The organism is Binatus sp. (SeqCode), assembly GCF_036522015.1.
GTDB lineage: Bacteria > Desulfobacterota > Binatia > Binatales > Binataceae > Binatus.
Genome location: NZ_DATDGQ010000030.1, coordinates 1 through 16,611, shown reverse-complemented (window position 1 = coordinate 16,611; position 16,611 = coordinate 1). Strand labels below are relative to the sequence as shown.

Annotated in this window: 16 protein-coding genes and 1 pseudogene; 2 read left to right on the top strand and 15 right to left on the bottom strand. The window is 62.0% G+C overall.

From position 1 onward, the window contains the following. The 3 genes from VIW95_RS01260 to VIW95_RS01250 form a co-directional block, all read right to left on the bottom strand. On the bottom strand, positions 1-682 hold a 682-nt coding region (locus VIW95_RS01260; RefSeq protein ID WP_331583206.1), incomplete at its 3' end, for an ArnT family glycosyltransferase. Further along, the gene (locus VIW95_RS01255) at positions 646-1,662 is read right to left on the bottom strand and encodes an isoaspartyl peptidase/L-asparaginase family protein (RefSeq protein ID WP_331583204.1); all 1,017 of its coding nucleotides are present in this window, start codon (positions 1,660-1,662) and stop codon (positions 646-648) included. The genes VIW95_RS01255 and VIW95_RS01260, both read right to left, overlap by 37 nt. A 1-nt stretch (position 1,663) precedes the next feature. Further along, the gene (locus tag VIW95_RS01250) at positions 1,664-2,461 is read right to left on the bottom strand and encodes a methyltransferase domain-containing protein (RefSeq protein ID WP_331583202.1); all 798 of its coding nucleotides are present in this window, start codon (positions 2,459-2,461) and stop codon (positions 1,664-1,666) included. A 162-nt stretch (positions 2,462-2,623) separates the two neighbouring features. Between VIW95_RS01250 and VIW95_RS01245 the strand changes: the two genes are divergently transcribed. Beyond that, positions 2,624-3,637, top strand: a complete 1,014-nt coding sequence (locus tag VIW95_RS01245) for a hypothetical protein (protein WP_331583200.1) — start codon at positions 2,624-2,626, stop codon at positions 3,635-3,637. 31 nt (positions 3,638-3,668) lie between these two features. Here the strand turns inward: VIW95_RS01245 and VIW95_RS01240 are convergent, their stop codons facing one another. The 9 genes and pseudogenes from VIW95_RS01240 to VIW95_RS01200 form a co-directional block, all read right to left on the bottom strand. Then, positions 3,669-4,418 (bottom strand): prolyl oligopeptidase family serine peptidase, encoded by a 750-nt coding sequence (locus tag VIW95_RS01240; protein WP_331583208.1) that lies wholly within the window; start codon positions 4,416-4,418, stop codon positions 3,669-3,671. A gap of 144 nt (positions 4,419-4,562) precedes the next feature. Beyond that, positions 4,563-5,638, bottom strand: a pseudogene (locus VIW95_RS01235) (hypothetical protein); the annotation flags it as partial. A 78-nt stretch (positions 5,639-5,716) separates the two neighbouring features. Further along, positions 5,717-6,610 carry an SDR family NAD(P)-dependent oxidoreductase gene (locus tag VIW95_RS01230; protein WP_331583198.1) on the bottom strand — a complete coding sequence of 298 codons (894 nt, stop codon included), beginning with the start codon at positions 6,608-6,610 and terminating at the stop codon, positions 5,717-5,719. A gap of 145 nt (positions 6,611-6,755) precedes the next feature. Next, positions 6,756-7,817, bottom strand: coding sequence for a virginiamycin B lyase family protein (locus VIW95_RS01225; protein WP_331583196.1), 1,062 nt, complete (start codon positions 7,815-7,817; stop codon positions 6,756-6,758). After that, positions 7,814-8,971 (bottom strand): CoA transferase, encoded by a 1,158-nt coding sequence (locus tag VIW95_RS01220; protein ID WP_331583194.1) that lies wholly within the window; start codon positions 8,969-8,971, stop codon positions 7,814-7,816. Before VIW95_RS01220 ends, VIW95_RS01225 begins: the two co-directional genes overlap by 4 nt. A gap of 251 nt (positions 8,972-9,222) precedes the next feature. Then, the gene (gene malQ / locus VIW95_RS01215; RefSeq protein ID WP_331583192.1) at positions 9,223-10,773 is read right to left on the bottom strand and encodes a 4-alpha-glucanotransferase; all 1,551 of its coding nucleotides are present in this window, start codon (positions 10,771-10,773) and stop codon (positions 9,223-9,225) included. A gap of 21 nt (positions 10,774-10,794) precedes the next feature. After that, complete coding sequence (locus VIW95_RS01210) at positions 10,795-11,442, bottom strand: EthD family reductase (protein ID WP_331583190.1); 648 nt, start codon at positions 11,440-11,442, stop codon at positions 10,795-10,797. 20 nt (positions 11,443-11,462) lie between these two features. Then, positions 11,463-12,227 (bottom strand): SDR family NAD(P)-dependent oxidoreductase, encoded by a 765-nt coding sequence (locus VIW95_RS01205; RefSeq protein WP_331583188.1) that lies wholly within the window; start codon positions 12,225-12,227, stop codon positions 11,463-11,465. A 7-nt stretch (positions 12,228-12,234) separates the two neighbouring features. Further along, complete coding sequence (locus VIW95_RS01200; RefSeq protein WP_331583186.1) at positions 12,235-12,573, bottom strand: tetratricopeptide repeat protein; 339 nt, start codon at positions 12,571-12,573, stop codon at positions 12,235-12,237. Positions 12,574-12,651: 78 nt separating this feature from the next. Here VIW95_RS01200 and VIW95_RS01195 point away from each other — a divergent pair, with 78 nt between their 5' ends. After that, positions 12,652-12,969 carry a metal-sulfur cluster assembly factor gene (locus tag VIW95_RS01195; protein WP_331583184.1) on the top strand — a complete coding sequence of 106 codons (318 nt, stop codon included), beginning with the start codon at positions 12,652-12,654 and terminating at the stop codon, positions 12,967-12,969. On the opposite strand, the gene VIW95_RS01190 is transcribed toward VIW95_RS01195, so the two are convergent. From VIW95_RS01190 to VIW95_RS01180, 3 genes are all read right to left on the bottom strand, one after another. Next, on the bottom strand, positions 12,966-13,802 hold the full coding sequence (locus VIW95_RS01190; protein ID WP_331583182.1) for a methyltransferase domain-containing protein: 837 nt from the start codon (positions 13,800-13,802) through the stop codon (positions 12,966-12,968). The two genes, VIW95_RS01195 and VIW95_RS01190, sit on opposite strands and share 4 nt — an antisense overlap. 114 nt (positions 13,803-13,916) lie before the next feature. Continuing rightward, on the bottom strand, positions 13,917-15,530 hold the full coding sequence (locus VIW95_RS01185) for an FAD-binding oxidoreductase (protein WP_331583180.1): 1,614 nt from the start codon (positions 15,528-15,530) through the stop codon (positions 13,917-13,919). A gap of 97 nt (positions 15,531-15,627) precedes the next feature. After that, positions 15,628-16,611, bottom strand: a 984-nt coding sequence (locus VIW95_RS01180; RefSeq protein ID WP_331583178.1) for an acyltransferase, incomplete at its 5' end; no start/stop codon positions are given.

Sequence of the window (16,611 nt, the reverse complement as noted above, 5' to 3'; positions counted from 1 at the left end):
GCTCGATCAACAGAAAAATTGCGACGGCGAGCGCGCACAGCACGATCGCGACGGGGCCCTTGGTCAGAATTCCAAGACCGAGCACAGCACCAATAAAAATTATCCTGCGGGTCGAGCCTGGTGATGCGGGCGTTGGGGATTCCAGCAGCGGATAGATCGCCGAGTATGCGGCGAACAGCAGGAACGTCAGCAGCATGTCCGTCAGCGCTTCGGTGGCGCGCGACGCGAAGCCGTAAGTGCCCAGCATGAACAGAAACGCGAGCCATCCTTCGGATGCGCCGACGTTGGCGACTGTCCACGCGAGCACACCTACCGCGAGCGCGGTGCCTGCCACGACAGACACGGCGCGCGCGCGAACTTCGTCGACGGTGCGGCCGGTGACGTCGGCGACGATTGCGGACATCCAGTAGAGCAGCGGCGGCTTGCGATCGGTGTAGCCGTAAGCGTCGTGTGGTATCAGCCAGTGTCCATCGCGCACGATGCTCTGAATCCACTCGGCGGACTGCGGCTCCGCATCTTTCTGAAACGGCGCGCTGACTCCCTGGATCAGAACGACCAAGGCGAACAGCGCGGCGACTGCGAAAGTAACGAGTCGCAGTGACGCGGCGCGGCTCGTGGCCGGCGACATATCGGGATGCTCGAGAGTCACGGACGGCGGGCCGTCGCGATCGGCTCGAGCCACAGATGCTGCACGCCGCCTACGGGATCGTAGCGCGCCACCTGCATCGAGGCGGCGTTGTGGGCGTAGCCGATTCGGCCGCGGCGGTCGATCACTATCAGCCCGGCCTCCGCGCCGGTTGCGTCGATCATTTCGGCGATGGCCTCGCGCGCGAGGACGGTGGGCGAGGCGTCGGCGAGCGCCAGGACTGCTTCGCGGCACAGCGCGGTCAGGATGATCGCCTCGCCCTGCCCGGTGGCAGACGCGGCGCCGAATGCGTGCGCGAAAGTGCCGGCGCCAATCAGTGCGGAATCACCGACGCGTCCGAAAAGCTTGCCGGGGACGCCGCCGGTCGAGGTCGCCGCCGCGATCGCGCCGTGCAGATCGACGGCGACAGCGCCTACAGTGCCGTGACCGATCGCGGCGCGCGCGGCGGCCTCGGCCCCGAGTATCCCGCTCTGTTGCTTTCGCGCGCGCCATCGTTCGCGCGCGCGCTCGGTCACCATTTCCTCGGGACGCACGAGCCGGATGCCGACCTTGCGCGCGAAATTTTCCGCGCCAGGCCCCGCCATCAGGATGTGCGGCGAATGTTCCATCACGGCACGCGCCAGTATGATTGGATTTCGCACGCGGCTGACCACCGCAACCGCACCGGCAGAGACGCTGTAGTCGGCGTCGTGGGAGTGAGTTCGATCAGGGCGTTTGCCGCGACGGGCGGAGTCTGAAACGACGGGTTCGGCGTACATCACCGACGCATCCATCTCGACATTACCTTCGGAGTTAAGCAGCGAGCCGTAGCCGGCGTTGAAGAGCGGATGATCCTCGAGCGCCGCGACGGTCGCGACGACGGCCTCGAGCGCGCTGCCGTTGGCTCGCAGAATGCCCGCGCCGAGCCGTATCGCCGCCATCATCCCGCGGCGGCGCTCGGTACGCTCGGCGCCCGGTCCGGCGTTACCCGCGCCGCCGTGCGCGACGAGCGCGGGAAGATTGCGCGCGCGAGCCATCTCAGGGTCCGGGCCGGCGGCCCCAGATGAAGAGCCGTTTGAAGTCGAACGTCATCGCGCCGGAAGTGCCGTAAGCCGCATTCAATCGCGCCGTCACTTGCGCAAGAAATTCTTCGTGACGATCTTCCGGCAGCGTGTCGAGAAAAGGCCGCAGCCCCGTCGAACGGTACCATTGAACGACGTCGGCCGGCCGATCCATCGGATGGTGAAACGTCAGGTGATAGCAGTCGATGCGGTCGTAGCCGAGCTTCGCAAGCATCGCCGCGTAAAACTCCGGCGGCTCTTCATGAAACGCACGTTCACGCCCGCCCAGCATCGCATTCCACGGCGTCTCGCGCGCAAGCCGGCCGATTTCCAGCTTCGCGGTCTCGGTCTCGTTGGCGGGCATCTGCACCACCATCGTTCCGCCTGGGCGGAGCGCGTCGAAGCAAGCAGCGAACAGCGCGCGATGGTCCGGAATCCATTGAAAGGCAGCGTTCGAGAATATCAGCGAGTATCTGCGGTCGGTGCGAAACTCTGGAAGGTCAAGCAACTCGAATGAGACGCGGCGCTTCAGGTCGGCGGGCTCGCCGTCGAGCAGCTTGCGCGCCGCCGCGACCATCGCGGGCGAGCCGTCAACGCCCAGCGCCGTCGCGCTGGAGCTGCGCCGCGCGAGTTCGAGCGTATTCTCGCCGGAGCCGCATCCGAGATCGATAATTTTTTCGCCTTCGATGAGTTGAAGGCGTGAAAGAATATGCGCGACAGGTTCCGCGCGGTAGCGGCGAAAGCGGTTGTAGAGTTCAGGATCCCAATCAGCCATGAGCGTCGCCCACCTGCAACGCAGCATAAGTGTCGAGTGCAACGCTCACAAGCGCGTTTGCGGTGGAGCGTTCCAAAGCTAGCGCCGAGGCGCGAGCAGTCACGCGAACCCTTGCGGTGGCGTGTGCTATCGTGCACAAGCATTACCCACAAGCGTCTACCAATGAGCGACCCTTCCGAATCTCAGCCGACTCAGCCGAAGCGCAAGCCGCGGCGTATCTTTGGCATCGGCGCCATCCTGCTGGGTGTTCCAATTGTTCTCTGGATGGGGGCGGCTTTTTTCGTTGCGCGATCGTTGATGTACCCGGAGTTCTTCCGGCGCGGCGGGCAAGACGTTTTCGGACAGCATGTTCCGGCGTTCAAACGAGGCTCGGTGACGGACATCGGCGCCGCGCTTGGCGTCGAGCCGGAACGACTGGACTGCGGGGTGGTCGAAGAGGACGGTTTCCAGCATCGCCAGGTCAGCGTGGTCGGATGGTATTTTCCCGGTAAACGACGCGAGGTGGTGGTGATCGTGCCGGCGGCGGGGTCGCCCGAGACGGCGATGATTCCGTACGCCAAGTTTCTGCTCGGCGCCGGCTACACCGTGGTCGCGACCTACAGCGCCAATAATCCGATCTACGGAATCAACTGGGGAATGCTGAAGCGCAAATTCGCGCTGGCAACCGCGCGCACGCTGATGGACGACGGCTTTACGAAAATTGCCGCGCTGGGAATATCCGAAGGGGCCGCCGGCGCAATCATGGCGCAGGCCGAGCAACCAGTCTTCACCGCGATCGTCGCCGACAGTTCCTACGCAAATCTCGAGCAGCTCTTTATGCGCAGCCCGTCGATGTCGCGGCTGAATCCCGCGTTCCTCGGCACGGTGATGTGGGAAGCGCAGTTCTGGTTCGGCCGCAAGCTGGACAAGATCGCGCCAGTCATCGACGCGGGCAACCTCGGTGCGTGCTCGTTGCTGATCATTCAGAATCGCGGCGACCAGGTAACGCCGCCCGCGGACGGCCAGGCTTTGCTCGCCGCGGCCGGCTTCAACGCACAAATATGGACGGCGCCGTCGGAAGGGCACGGCGACGCGATCTACGAAGATCCGAAGGGCTACGCCGCCCGCGTGCTTAAATTTCTCGATGCGAGTTTTGCGACTGACGAAACGCCCGCCGCCAACCCGAAAGGTCATTGACGGCGGACGCCACACCCCTCGCCAACCGCGCTCATTCGATCCCCAACTGCCAGGCCAGAAACGACCACTCGATGCAAAGATCCTCCAGTACCTTGGAGATCGGTTTGAATCCGGCGTGTCCGGCTTGGGTGTCGTAGTAGAGCAGAATCGGAAGGCCCGAAGCCGTTGCAGCCTGCATTCGCGCGGTCATTTTTCGCGCCTGCGCGGGCGGGACGCGGGTGTCGGCATCGCCGCTGGTCAGAAGCATCGCCGGATACTTTGTTCCCGGTTTCACACGCTCATAGGGCGAGTATGCATAGATAAACTTGAACTGGCCCGGGTCGGCGGGATTTCCGTATTCGAACAGCGCGGGCGGATTGTTGTTCTTCGTGTAGTTGTGGAAGCGCACCATATCCAGGTCCGGATGCCAGCAATATACCGCTCGCATAAGGTCGGCGCGCTGAGTCATGACAGCGCCTACGAGCAATCCGCCGTTGCTTCCGCCGGAGATCGCGAGCTTCTCGGGATTGGTGTATCGGTTCGCGATGAGCCATTCGGCAGCTGCGATAAAATCGTCGAACACATTTTGCTTCTTCTCGAGCATGCCGGCGCGATGCCACGCTTCGCCGAACTCGCCGCCACCGCGTAGATTCGGAACCGCGTAGACGCCGCCTTGCTCGATCCACCATGCGGCGCCGTAGTTGAACTCTGGCGTCAGGCTTGCGCTGAATCCGCCATAGCCGTAAAGCACGGTCGGCCGATTGCCGTCGAGCGCGAGACCCTTGCGATGAACGATGAACATCGGCACGCGGGTGCCGTCCTTCGAGGAATACCAAACCTGCCGCATCGCGAAATTTTCGGAGTCGAACGGGACAGCGTCGCGATACCAGAGGTCAGATTTCCCGGTCGAGGAGTTGTATCGATAAATTGAGTATGGGGTCGTGTATGATCCGAAATACAGGATGCTTTCGTCACGGCCGTAGCGTCCGTAGATACCAGCGGTTCCGTCTGCGGGCAGCGGCGCCTGGCCGAGCGACTCGCCGTCGAGCGAAAAGATCGCGATTCGCGCGGTCGCGTTGTGCAGGTAGTTGACGAAGACTTTGTTGCCGATTACGGCGAAGCTCCGGATCGCATCAGCGGCTTCAGGCACGATCTCTCGCCACTTCTCCCGAACCGGCTCGCGTAGATCAATTCTCAAAATTCGACCGTTGGAAGCTTCCCAGTCGGTCTGCACGATCAGGTAGTCGCCGGCGAATTGCGGATAAAACTTGGCATCGATGCCGGCGATCAGCGGGACAAATGGGGCATTTTTCTCGCGAAGGTCCTGGAGGTGAAGCTCTATCTTGAGCCAGCCCCAAGTGACTATCGCGAGCAGGTAGTTTCCGTCCGCCGAGGCCTCCGGAAATATCCCGTTCTCGGATTGATAGCCCGTGCCGAAGATTTCCGGGTCCGACTCCGCGTCCGTTCCGAGCGCGTGGAAGTAAATTCGTCTTCCTAATCCGCGACGGCCGAGTGAGTAGTAGAAACCGCTGCCGTCTTTTTTCCACGAGATGCTTTGATACAACCCGCGCGGCAGGTGATCGGGCAAATCGTGCCGCTGGCTTACGTCGAGCACGCGGAGTTCGGTCTCGTCCTCGCCGCCGCGACGGATGCTGTACGCCGCAGCTCGCCGTCCTCCGAGGGTGCAATCGCGCCGATGCTGACGCTGCGATCGATGCTCATCAGATGAGGGTCAATCAACAATTCGTCATGTCCGTCGATTCCTCTTCGGCGATACACGCTCCACAAATCCTGCTCCGCACCTCGCTTCAAGAAAAAGTAATCGCCCTTTCTCTGGACCGGCGCCCCGAGGGAGTCGTGGACGAGCATCTCTCGGAAACGGGCGCGCATGCGGTCGCGAACCGGGAGCGCATCGAGCAAAGAGTGGGTGTAATCGTTTTGCGCGGCGATCCATGCGCGCGTTTCGTCGCGGTCCGCATCCTCGAGCCAGTGGTACGGGTCTACAAGTTCAATCCCGTGCATGACCTCGCGCAAGTCGTCGCGCCTGGTCTCCGGCGGCTTGCGGCGATCAGCTTGTTCGCGAACTGGAACCACGGCGCTCTACATGCGCGGCTGACTCAGGTCGACCAGCAGCGTGTTCTTAAGACGCTCGAACAGGTCGTCAACGTTCCATGGGCCGTTGTTGTAGAGCACCTTGTCCGGCGCGATGTGCCTATAGCGCATAAGGCGATAGCCCGACGCGCCGAAGCATTGGCCGGTGACGTTGGCGGCGTCGTCGCTGGCGAGGAACACCACGATCGGCGCGACGTTGGCGGGATCGCGCGGCGTGCCCTCGACCTTGTCCGACTGCGGAATACCAGTCGCGCCGGGCATCCTGCCCGCGGGAATTGTGTCGGTCATGCGGGTCGATGCGCCCGGCATGATCGCATTCACCGTGATTCCATATTTGTGCAGCGAGTTCGCGCTCGAGTACGTCAGCCCCAGAATTCCCGCCTTGGCCGCCGCATAGTTTGGCTGGCCGGGACTACCGAGCGCCGAGTTCGACGAGAAGTTGATGATCCTGCCGTACTTGCGCTCGCGCATGTGCGCCGACGCGGGTTTGATCGTGCAGTAGTGCCCCTTCAGGTGCACCCGAATCACGTCATCCCATTCCTGTTCCGACATGTTGAAGATCATGCGGTCGCGCAGGATGCCGGCGACGTTAACCAAAATGTCGAGCTTGCCAAACTCCTTGATCGCCTGGTTAACGAGACCTTCGCCGCCTTCGACGGTGGCGATATCCATGTGATTGGAGACCGCGGTGCCGCCGCTGGCCTTGATTTCCTTTGCAACGTCATCGGCGGGCGATTGCGTTTCTTTCTGCCCCGCGACCGTGACGCCAAGATCGTTGACTACCACTGCGCATCCCTGCGCGGCGAATGCCCTCGCGATGCCGCGGCCGATGCCGCGACCACCGCCTGTGATGGCGGCTACTTTTCCGTCGAGCTTGCCCATCGCTCAATTCTCCCTTGCGGCATGATGCCGGAATCCAAACGCGCCCAGCGTTTTGGTTCGTGTGATAGAGCGCTTATACCGCAAAACTCGGCGAACGGAACAGATGCTCCATCGCGCGCGGCGCGGTCACTCGCGCCTCATTCCCCTACTGATCGGCGTATGGATTCGAGTAAACGAATTCCTTGACGTCGCCGTCAGTCGTGATACGGCCGATATTGCCGTTGGGTTCGGTGAACCACAGGCGCCCGTCAGGACCGGCCGTGATCAAAATCGCCATCGAGTTTTTGGGCAGCGGGAACGGCGTGAAATCTCCCTTCGGAGTCATCCGATAGATCATTGGCGCGCGAGCTACGGTGATCCAGAGATTTTTGTCGGTGCCGGTCGCGATTCCGAATGGCACAGCGGTGGCGGGCATTGGGACCTCAGTGATGTAGCCGCCAGGGGTAATTCGTCCAATTTTCCTGGCCTGAGCCTCCGAAAACCAGACGTTGCCGTCCGCGCCGAGAACCATCATCGCAGGGATGCTCCCGGGAGTCGGGATTTGGAATTCCTTGACGTTGCCCGAGATGGTAACGCGAGCGATGCGATTCACCTTGCTCTCGGCGAGCCACAGGTTGCCGTCGCTGCCGGCGACGATTTCGCTGGGGCCAGTCCCGGCCGGACGGCCGATCTCGGTTAGCGTACCGGTGGTGCTGAGTCGTCCTATGCGATCGCCGGAATGCTCGGTGAACCAGAGATTGCCGTCGGGCCCTAGCGTGATTCCCGCCGGTCCGCTGCCGGAATGAGGCAACTTGACGTACGCGATTTTTCCGTCGGGCGCGACCCGGCCGATCCGGTTGCCGACGGTATCGGTGAACCAGATGGCGCCGTCGGGGCCCGCGGTTATCCGTTCGGCGAATCCGTCGGGATCGATTGGAAAGCGCTTCGTGGCTCCGTACGGAGTCATCTCTCCGATGTCGTCGCCCTGGAACTCCGTGAACCACAGATTGCCGTCAAGGCCCGCGGTGATTGCGAATGGCGAGCGATTACCGATCGGCGCGCCGGTGGGAGTTGGGGTCGCGCTCGGGACCGCCTTCGCGACAATAGGTGCTTGCTTCGAAGGCGCGGTATGTTGTGTCGCGCATCCCTGCACGATCGCGCCTGCGGCGACCACAGCGGCGGCGAGAGACGTGAATGCCAGCGCGTGGCGGATCGAGCGACCGGTCAATTGACGATCCGATTGGCTCTCAATTCGGAAATCTCACCGGCGCCGAATCCGAACTCTCCGAGAATTTCGTCGGTGTGCTGTCCCAGGTCGGGTGGATGACGCCACAACTCGGGCTCGGTGCGCGAAAATCGCGCGGGCGATCGCACGGCGCGCACGCGTCCCGCCTTGGGATGCTCGTATTCGAAGAACGTCTCGTTCGCGACGAACTGCGGATCGGTCCAGATCGAGTCGTAGTCGTTGACCGGCCCGCACGGAACGTCGGCGGCCTCAATCCGCTCGAGCCAGTACGCCGACGGCTGCGTCGGGAACAGCGTGATCAGGCTCTTGATCGATCGCCGCACTCGCTCCGGCCGCGGCTCGTCGCCTTCGAACCATTCCGGATGCCCGACCGCTTTGAGAATCGCCGTCCAATGCTTGTCGGTCAGCGGCGCAATCGTAATGAAACCATCTGCGGTCTGAAACGGCTCGAGCGTATTCATCGAGGGCGCGACGCCCGCGTCGTGCGGCAGATAGGTGTGGCGCGAGGCGGTGTCCGGCATCAGGTAGTAGGCGACGGCGTCGATCATCGCAATCTGCAGATGCTGTCCGCGGCCGCTGCGCTGCGACTCGGTGAGCGCCGCGAGAATCGAGATCGCCGCCGTCATCGCGGTGACCTTGTCACCGAGAATATTTTTGACCGCGCGCGGCCGCCCCTGCGTGCGCTGCGACGTCATCACTCCCGCCATCCCCTGGATGATCGGATCGTAAGCCGGCTTGTTAACCGACGGCCCCGAGAAACCATATCCAGCGATCGAGCAGTAAACAATTTTCGGATTGCGCCCCGCGACCGCTTCGTAGCCGACGCCCAGCCGATCAACGACACCCGGCCGAACATTCTGCACCACGACGTCCGAGCGCTGAGCCATCTTGAGAAACACGTCGGCGGCGCCCGGCTGCTTGAGATCGAGCATCATCGCCCGCTTGTTGCGATTCCAGTTGAGGATGCCGATCGTGACCCCGCCACGCTCCTTACCGGTCAACATGCGCGAGATGTCGCCGTCAGGCGGTTCGATTTTGATAACGTCTGCGCCAAGGTCACCGAGCATCATGGTGCAGAACGGCCCCGACACCACCATGCTCAAATCGAGTACGCGGATTCCTTCCAGTGGTCCCATCGATGCCTCCGGGAAAAATTGCTCCCCGAGTAATACCGGTCAGAAATGTAACAGCCAGTGATGCTTATAGTTCAAGCCCATGCACCCCACAACTTACCGGATGACTTACCTCTCCCCTCGGGAGAGGTCGCGACGAGTCTTCGAGGCGCGGGTGAGGGCGCTGGCATCCAGCTCGATGCGAGCGCCCTCACCCGACGCTGGTGGACTCACGTCGACCTCTCCCGAGGAGAGAGGTAAAGACCGCGCGGGTTTCACATTTGATTGTTGAACCGCCCGCTACTCACCGCAATTTCCCGCAGCCTCGCGACATCTGCTTGTATCGCTCGACTCCGCCGCATCCGTTCCAACCTAAGCGGGATTCGATAGGTCCAGTTCCACGCACTGATCGTTCCGGGCCGATTGATCCGCGCACTCCAACCAAACAAATCCTGTATTGGGACGATCACCAGCCGCGACGGCGCCGCGTACAGCACCTCGAGGATCGCATCGCGCGCCGCCTCCTCGAGCATCCGCCGCGGATTCACTTTGCCTTCGAGGCCGAGCCCGCGCACCAATTTCTCGCGCACTTCAATCGGCTGCGCGCGCCACCACACGGTCAGCGGTTCAGTGTCATGCGTCCCCGTAGTCGCGAGCGAGAGTTCGGGATAGGCAGTGGGGCTGATAAACGGTTCGTCGCCGTGACCCCAATCGCGCTCCCATTGCATCACCTTGTATCCCGGCACGCCCAACCGCGTGAGCGACGCGCGCACCCACGGCGGCACGGTGCCAAGGTCTTCGGCGATCAGTTCGGTCGCGCCTGCTTCCTCCTTGATCGCGTGGATCACTTCTTCGCCCTGTCGCAACTCATCGTCTTCATTCACCGGCGTGAAAACTCCCGGCTCGGCCAGCTCGGAACCGAAATTAAATGTCCGATAAAGCCCGACGACGTGATCAATTCGAAGCAAATCGTAGAGCGTGCTGGCGTGACGCGCCCGCGCGCGCAGCACCTTGAATCCCTGCGCGCGCATCTGCTTCCAGTTCGGCAGCGGCAGGCCCCATCGCTGCCCCTTGGGATTGAAGCCGTCCGGCGGCGCGCCGACCGTGCGCGACAGATCGAACTCGTCCTGGTTTGCCCACACTTCGGCGCTATCGCGGCATGGCGAGAACGCCAGGTCGCCGCCGATGAGTGCGCCGTGCGACGATGCATACGCGCGCATCTCCGACCACTGCCGATGCGCGATGAACTGCCAGTAGCCGTACATCTCGATCGCGTCGGCCAGCTCGCGCCGCACTAGCTCGAGCGCGGCGGGATCGCGCCGCGCAATTCCCGGCGGCCACGTTTCCCAACTCGTCCAGTTGAAATGATCCTTGAGCGCGCGAAATAGCGCGTAGTCATGGAGCCAGTACGCATTGGCCTCGATGAACGCGTCGAGCTGCGCAGCTTCGTCGCGTCCGCCGCGCGCCCGTGTCGCACGGTACGCGCGCTCGAGCAATGCAAACTTTTCCCGCCGTATGATCGGGCGCGATACAAAGCGCGCTCTTCCTACCGCTTCGCGCGCGCGCGCCAGCACCACCCGCCCGACTCCCGGCAGCCCGTTCATCGAGATGTACGTCGGATCGATCGCCATCACGCTCATCGCGCTGTACGGGCTGAGATCGTCGGGGCCGGTCTCGTCGAGCGGCAGCAACTGGATCACGCGGTGACCCATCGAGAGCGCGAAATCGATCATCGGCGCGAGATCGAGGATTTCGCCGCGACCGAGATTGTCGCGCGTGCGAATCGAGAACAATGGAATCAGTATTCCAGCAGACCGCGGCAGCATCGGGTGTTGCGCGAGCGATGCTTAGAGTTCGACCCGCGCGTCGAGCCGATAAACGCGCGCGTTTCGAATCGTGGCCGCTTCGTCGTTGAGCAACTCGCGCCCGACCGGCGATGCGTACGCGGCGCGATATGCGTCGAGCGAATCGAACACCAGCGCCGCCATGCGATAACGCGAGTCTTCGATCCCCGGCGTCTTGATCAACTTGCCGATGACGTAATTGCGCAGTCCGGGAAGTCTGCGCGCGATGGCCACGTGCGTCCCGAGGTAGTGCTTTTCGGCGGCTTCGGTTCCGGCGCTCTGTTCGAGATCGAACTCGGCAACCATCACGAAGCATTGCTGACCGGCTCGCCTTGAATCGAAGGGCACGATCGTTTCCGCTTCGACCGCAGTCGATGTCCCGTCCTTGAGATGCGCCTGAGTATCGGCGAGCAGTGCCGGTACGACTTCGGATCGCATCGCCGACGCGGCGGCCACCGCGTCATCGTAGCCGAGAATCGCGGCGCGAATCCGGTCGGGTTCCTTGCCCGCAACCTTCATCAAACGCCCGGTGTAGTATTGCCGCAGTCCCGGGAAGCGCCGCGCAAGTTGTACGTGATAGCCCAAATAGTTGAGCTCTTCCGCTTCGAGGTCCGCACTCCGATAGTTGAAGGTCACAAATGTCAGATGCATCCGATTCAATCCCTTGAGCTTCAAATCACGTAGCCGCCGTTGGGGCTGATCACCTGTCCGACCATGAACTTCGAATCCTCGCACGCAAGAAACAGCGCCGCCGCCGCGATATCGCTGGGCTGGCCGAAGCGCCCGATCGGCGTGCTTCCTTCTATCTGCTTGCGCACCTCGCTCGGAATCGGCGCGGTCATCGGCGTGTCGATGAATCCCGGCGCGATGCAATTGACCAGAATCCCCATCGGCACCACTTCGCGCGCGACCGACTTGGTAAACGAGATGATCGCGCCCTTCGCGGCGCAATAGTCCGACGCGAACGCCAGCCCCGTAGTGCCCGCGATCGATCCCATATTGATGATGCGTCCCGACTGCTTCGGGATCATCACCTTCAGCGCCTCGCGCGTGCAATAAAACGTCGAGTCGAGATGGGTCGCGAGCATTTTGTGCCAATCCTCATCGGTCTTGAGCTGCGTCATGAACAAGTCGGGGTTGTCCAGCTCGCTCGCCCGCGCGATCCCTGCGTTGTTGATCAGAATATCGATCGTCCCGAACGCCGCGACGAATTCCGCGAACATCTTTGCGACAGCCGCGCTGCTCGACACGTCCGCGACGAACGGCCGCGCCTTACCGCCTGCGCGCTCGATCTCCGTCACGACATTTTGCGCCGACTCGGGCCTGATGTCGTTGACGCCGATTTTTGCGCCCTCGCGCGCGAACGTCAGTCCCATCTCGCGCCCGAGACCCGAGCCGCCGCCTGTAATCAGTACAACTTTGTCTTTGAGTTTCATCGACTCCCTACTTCTTGCCTTCCTTGAGTTGTCGCTTCCAATCGAGCCGCCGCGCCTCTGCGCCAGCCGCTTCCGCCTCCGGCACCATGCCCTTCTTCTGATAAAACATGCTGAGATTGGTGTAGGCCAGGATGTCTTCCGGCTCCTGCGCGATATATTTCTTGGTCAGCTCGATCGCCGCGTCGAGGTCTCCCTTCGCCTGGTAGCACATCGTCATCCCGTGGATTGCATCGACGTACTTCGGATCGATCTGGAGCGCCTGTTTGTACAGCTCGATCGCTTCGTCGAACTTGTCGTCGGCGTATGCGTCAATCGCCTCGTCGTATAGCTCTTCCTTATCAGGCATACCGAACCTCCGATGAATGCGCGCGCCGCACCGCACATATCGCGCACACTCACCCTCTTATATACTAGACTCTGTACTATGGAGAATTCGCCCGCACCGACCGAAGCCGACGTTTACGAAGTGCTGCGCGAGTGCTTCGACCCCGAGATTCCCGTCAACCTCGTCGACCTCGGACTAATCTACGGTGTGCAGATCGAGAACCGAATCGTCAACGTCACGATGACGCTGACCGCGCCCGGCTGCCAGATGGGCATGATGATCACGCAGGACATCCAGGACAAGCTGCTCGGCATCCCCGGATGCGACGACGCGTGCGTCGAAATCGTGTGGGACCCGCCATGGACGCCCCACATGATGACAGAGGCGGCGAAGAAACAATTAAAGATCGACGACTAGACTGCCTTCTTCCCAGTCACGATGAACATCACCCACGCAGCGAAGAAGCGGCCCGCGTCGCTTCTTTCCTGAAGTTCCAGCAGCCAGGCCTTCTTATCGTCGCTGCTCACGATTCTTTCGTCGGCCGCATGTCCGGCGACCAACGTAAGATCGAGCAGGATGTCGGCAACCCGAAAGTCACGCACTGTGATTGGAATGGCTTCGACCCGTACTTCTTGTAGGCCACTATCCTGAAAAAGAACGGGGACCCGCCGGCCAATCCATCCATTGCGAATTTTTGCGCAAATGTGATCAAGGATCTTCCGCGTAACTGCCTGGTCGTCGGCATCAACTGCGACCAGCCCCCAGTCGCGGTCGATAATCTGCACTGTTCCGCCTGCCTTGGTTACACGAACCATTTCCTCGAATGCCGCGCGCGGATCAGCAAGATGTTGAAGAACTCGATCGGCTCGCGAAGCGTCGAATGTATTGTTGGAAAAGCCAAGGTGATGAGCTTCAGAAACCACAAACTTCGGAAGCGAAGAACCATCTTTTGCTCGTCGCCGCGCCTCAGCGACCATCTCCTCGCTGTAGTCTGCGCCCACAACTTGACCCTGAGCTCCAACCAGCCGCATCAATTCGCGCGCGTCCTGACCAAGGCCACAGCCGACGTCTAACACGACTGCTCCAGCCTTTAGCCCCAAAGCGTCATAGGAGCGCGCTTTCACATCCTGAAAATGGATGCTCGCGGACTGAAGATAAGATACCGCGGTGGCCGTATGGTCGCGTATCCAATCTGCCCAAAACGTATCCGGACAAATTTGTGCCGGCGTGCGAGTTTCCTTTCCGTCCACGTGAGTGCCCTCTTCCCCTCTTCCAAAGGGAGAGGATGAAGGTGAGGGACCTTGTTCAGCGCGCATTTTTTGCGCGCGATTCAAGATTCTGATTCTTTCCTGCCGCTCCCCACTTCAATCCGGATCGATCAGTACGCCCGGGTTCAGGATCGAGCGCGGGTCGAGCGATTTCTTCGCTGCCTTCAGCGCGAGTGCGAAACCATCGGGACGCTGGCGGTCGTACCACGGCCGATGGTACCGCCCCACCGCGTGATGATGCGTGATCGTCCCGCCCATCGCGATCAGCTTGTCAGACACCGCCGCTTTTATCTCGTCCCACTGCTCGAGCTCGGAGCCGCGCTTGCCCGGCGCGAGTATCGTGTAGTACGGCGCCGGTCCGTCGGGATAAACGTGCGTGAATCGGCAAGTGACGGTGCCCTTGCCGCATACGCGAGCGATTACGTCGCGCGCACACTCCATCATCTGCCGATGAAAATCCGGAAAGCGCTCCCACGTGATCGACGTCTCGAACGTGTCGCTCACCATCCCCATCGCGGCCACGGTGTCCATCAGGTACGGCGCGTTCAGAAACGCATTGCGCCACGCGCCTGCCGATCCTTCGTGCGTCGCCTCTGCGTCGGTGCGAGTCTTCGCCGCCTCCGCCGGAATTTTCCCGCCGTGATCGGCGCAGCACTCGAGCGCGCGCTTCATCCACGGTTCCAGCGGATGGTCCGCGGACTCGAATGCGAGTACCAGCACGGCCTCGTCGCCGTTGCCGGCGCCGGAATTGAACGCCTCGCCTTCGTCGAGCACGCGGCAGTTCGCCGGATAAATCCCCGCCTGCGAAATCTGTCGCACGGCATCGGCAGCTTTGAAGATGCTCGGAAACGGCACCGACGCCCCCGCGCGAAACGTCGGCCGGTCCTGCAGGCGCATCCACGCCTCCGTGATGATGCCGAGAATTCCCTCGGAGCCGATGAACATCCGATCCGGACTCGGACCCGCGCCCGAGCCGGGCAAGCGCCGCGACTCGACGATTCCGGTCGGCGTCACCACTCGCAGCGATTCGACGAAGTCGTCGATATGCGTGTACAGCGTCGCGAAATGCCCGCCAGACCGCGTCGCGATCCATCCGCCGAGCGTAGAAAATTCGAACGACTGCGGAAAATGTCGAATCGTCAGGCCGTGCGGCTTCAACTGCGCGTCGAGCGCCGGGCCATATACCCCGGCCTGAATTCGCGCCGCGCGCGAGACCTTATCGACCTCGACGACTTTGTCCAGATGCATCAGATCGATCGACACCGCGCCGCGATAGCGATCGCCTTCAGGCGGCTCGACTCCGCCGACCACGCTCGAGCCGCCGCCATACGGGACAGCCGCAATCTGCGAGCCGTCGCACCATTCCAGCACGCGAATCAGTTCTTTCTCATCGCGCGGAAACGCGACGACGTCGATCGGATTCGGGTAATAGCGTCGATACGCGCGCCGAATATCGCGCGACCCCTTGCCGTACGTATGCCCGGCGCGCTCGTGCGTCGCGGTCGAGCAAATCGCTTCGAGCGACGCCGGCGGCTTGACCCGCGGCGCGCGCAGATTCAGCTCGCTTTCCTTCGGCGGCGGCGTGATTTCGAGCGGCCCGAGCCCGAATCGCTTGGCCATCCGCTCGGCCATGTGCTTCTGCTGTTCGGGAGTCGGCCCCTGGTCCTCGTAGCCCCATCCCCAGAACTTACGCTTGCGATTCTCAGCCATCGGATTGTCCTCGTGATGCGCGAAGCTGCAACTGCGGCGATTTTGCGCTTGGCGCAGCCGCGAGGGCAAATGCGAATTGGCGCTTGCGGGGCGCTGACTAAACGATCCGCGACACGCCGGGGATGCTGCGCAACGCCGCGCTGGTGCCCCAGCTCAACAGCAGTACGCCGGCGAACACCAGCATTCCTTTTTCGATCGCCGGGAGCGAGGAGCCCAGAATCGCGAGCTGCAACCACGACACGAACATATAGTGGATCAGGTACATTCCGTATTCGTTCTCGCTCAGGCTGTCGTAGATCCAGCGGCGCCGCGTGGCGAAGCGCACGAACAGCGCGAGGAAAGCGAACGAAATCGCGCCGCAGGTGACGGCGAACGACACTCCGCCGACAATGTTCAGCAAGATGAGCGACATGGTCGCGCCCTTTGAGATCACGATCAGCATGAAGACCACGCTCAACCCGAATACGACGAGACTTGCGATCGTCCAGCGCAGCCAGTGGCGGGCCAGCAGTCCGTCCGGCGCGAGCAAGCCGCGCTCGATGCCGTACGCGCCGACGCCGATGCCTGCGAGAAAATAAACTGCGTAGTGAAAAAGACGCGCGGTCTGGAATTGGAACGGTCCGATGCTCGTCCATGACATCGCGCCGAAGATTGCCAGCATTGGAATGAACACCACTGCGGAAGCCGTGGCCAGCATCGACCAGAATCGCACCGGATGCTCGCGCGCATTCGACGCGAGGCGGCCGAGCATCTCGCCAAAATTCGGCGCGATCGCGAACCACGCCGCGACGCCGAGGTCAAAAGCGAGCAGCAGCCAGATAAACCACGCCGGGCCCGTCGGCCAGTCGCCGAATGACAGCCAATCGTGAATGTAACCGCCCACGCTGTGCGGGCCGATCGTCAGCAGGTACGACGGATAGTACGCGATCGGAGCGATGACGGCTGCCGCGAACAGAAACGGAATACCGAGGCGGCGCAGTCGCTCGCGGACAAAGCTCGAGTTCCCTTTGCGCTTAAGACTCGACCATACGAACAGACCGGAAACGAAAAACATCAGGGACATGAAAAAATCGTCGTTGAA

Excerpts from the sequence above, each read along its gene's own strand:
- VIW95_RS01210 (WP_331583190.1), bottom strand. The coding sequence starts at position 11,442 with ATGCATCTGACATTTGTGACCTTCAACTATCGGAGTGCGGACCTCGAA.
- VIW95_RS01240 (WP_331583208.1), bottom strand. The coding sequence starts at position 4,418 with ATGTTCATCGTTCATCGCAAGGGTCTCGCGCTCGACGGCAATCGGCCG.
- malQ (WP_331583192.1), bottom strand. The coding sequence starts at position 10,773 with ATGCTGCCGCGGTCTGCTGGAATACTGATTCCATTGTTCTCGATTCGC.
- VIW95_RS01220 (WP_331583194.1), bottom strand. The coding sequence starts at position 8,971 with ATGGGACCACTGGAAGGAATCCGCGTACTCGATTTGAGCATGGTGGTG.
- VIW95_RS01185 (WP_331583180.1), bottom strand. The coding sequence starts at position 15,530 with ATGGCTGAGAATCGCAAGCGTAAGTTCTGGGGATGGGGCTACGAGGAC.
- VIW95_RS01205 (WP_331583188.1), bottom strand. The coding sequence starts at position 12,227 with ATGAAACTCAAAGACAAAGTTGTACTGATTACAGGCGGCGGCTCGGGT.
- VIW95_RS01245 (WP_331583200.1), top strand. The coding sequence starts at position 2,624 with ATGAGCGACCCTTCCGAATCTCAGCCGACTCAGCCGAAGCGCAAGCCG.
- VIW95_RS01230 (WP_331583198.1), bottom strand. The coding sequence starts at position 6,610 with ATGGGCAAGCTCGACGGAAAAGTAGCCGCCATCACAGGCGGTGGTCGC.
- VIW95_RS01255 (WP_331583204.1), bottom strand. The coding sequence starts at position 1,662 with ATGGCTCGCGCGCGCAATCTTCCCGCGCTCGTCGCGCACGGCGGCGCG.
- VIW95_RS01200 (WP_331583186.1), bottom strand. The coding sequence starts at position 12,573 with ATGCCTGATAAGGAAGAGCTATACGACGAGGCGATTGACGCATACGCC.
- VIW95_RS01195 (WP_331583184.1), top strand. The coding sequence starts at position 12,652 with ATGGAGAATTCGCCCGCACCGACCGAAGCCGACGTTTACGAAGTGCTG.
- VIW95_RS01250 (WP_331583202.1), bottom strand. The coding sequence starts at position 2,461 with ATGGCTGATTGGGATCCTGAACTCTACAACCGCTTTCGCCGCTACCGC.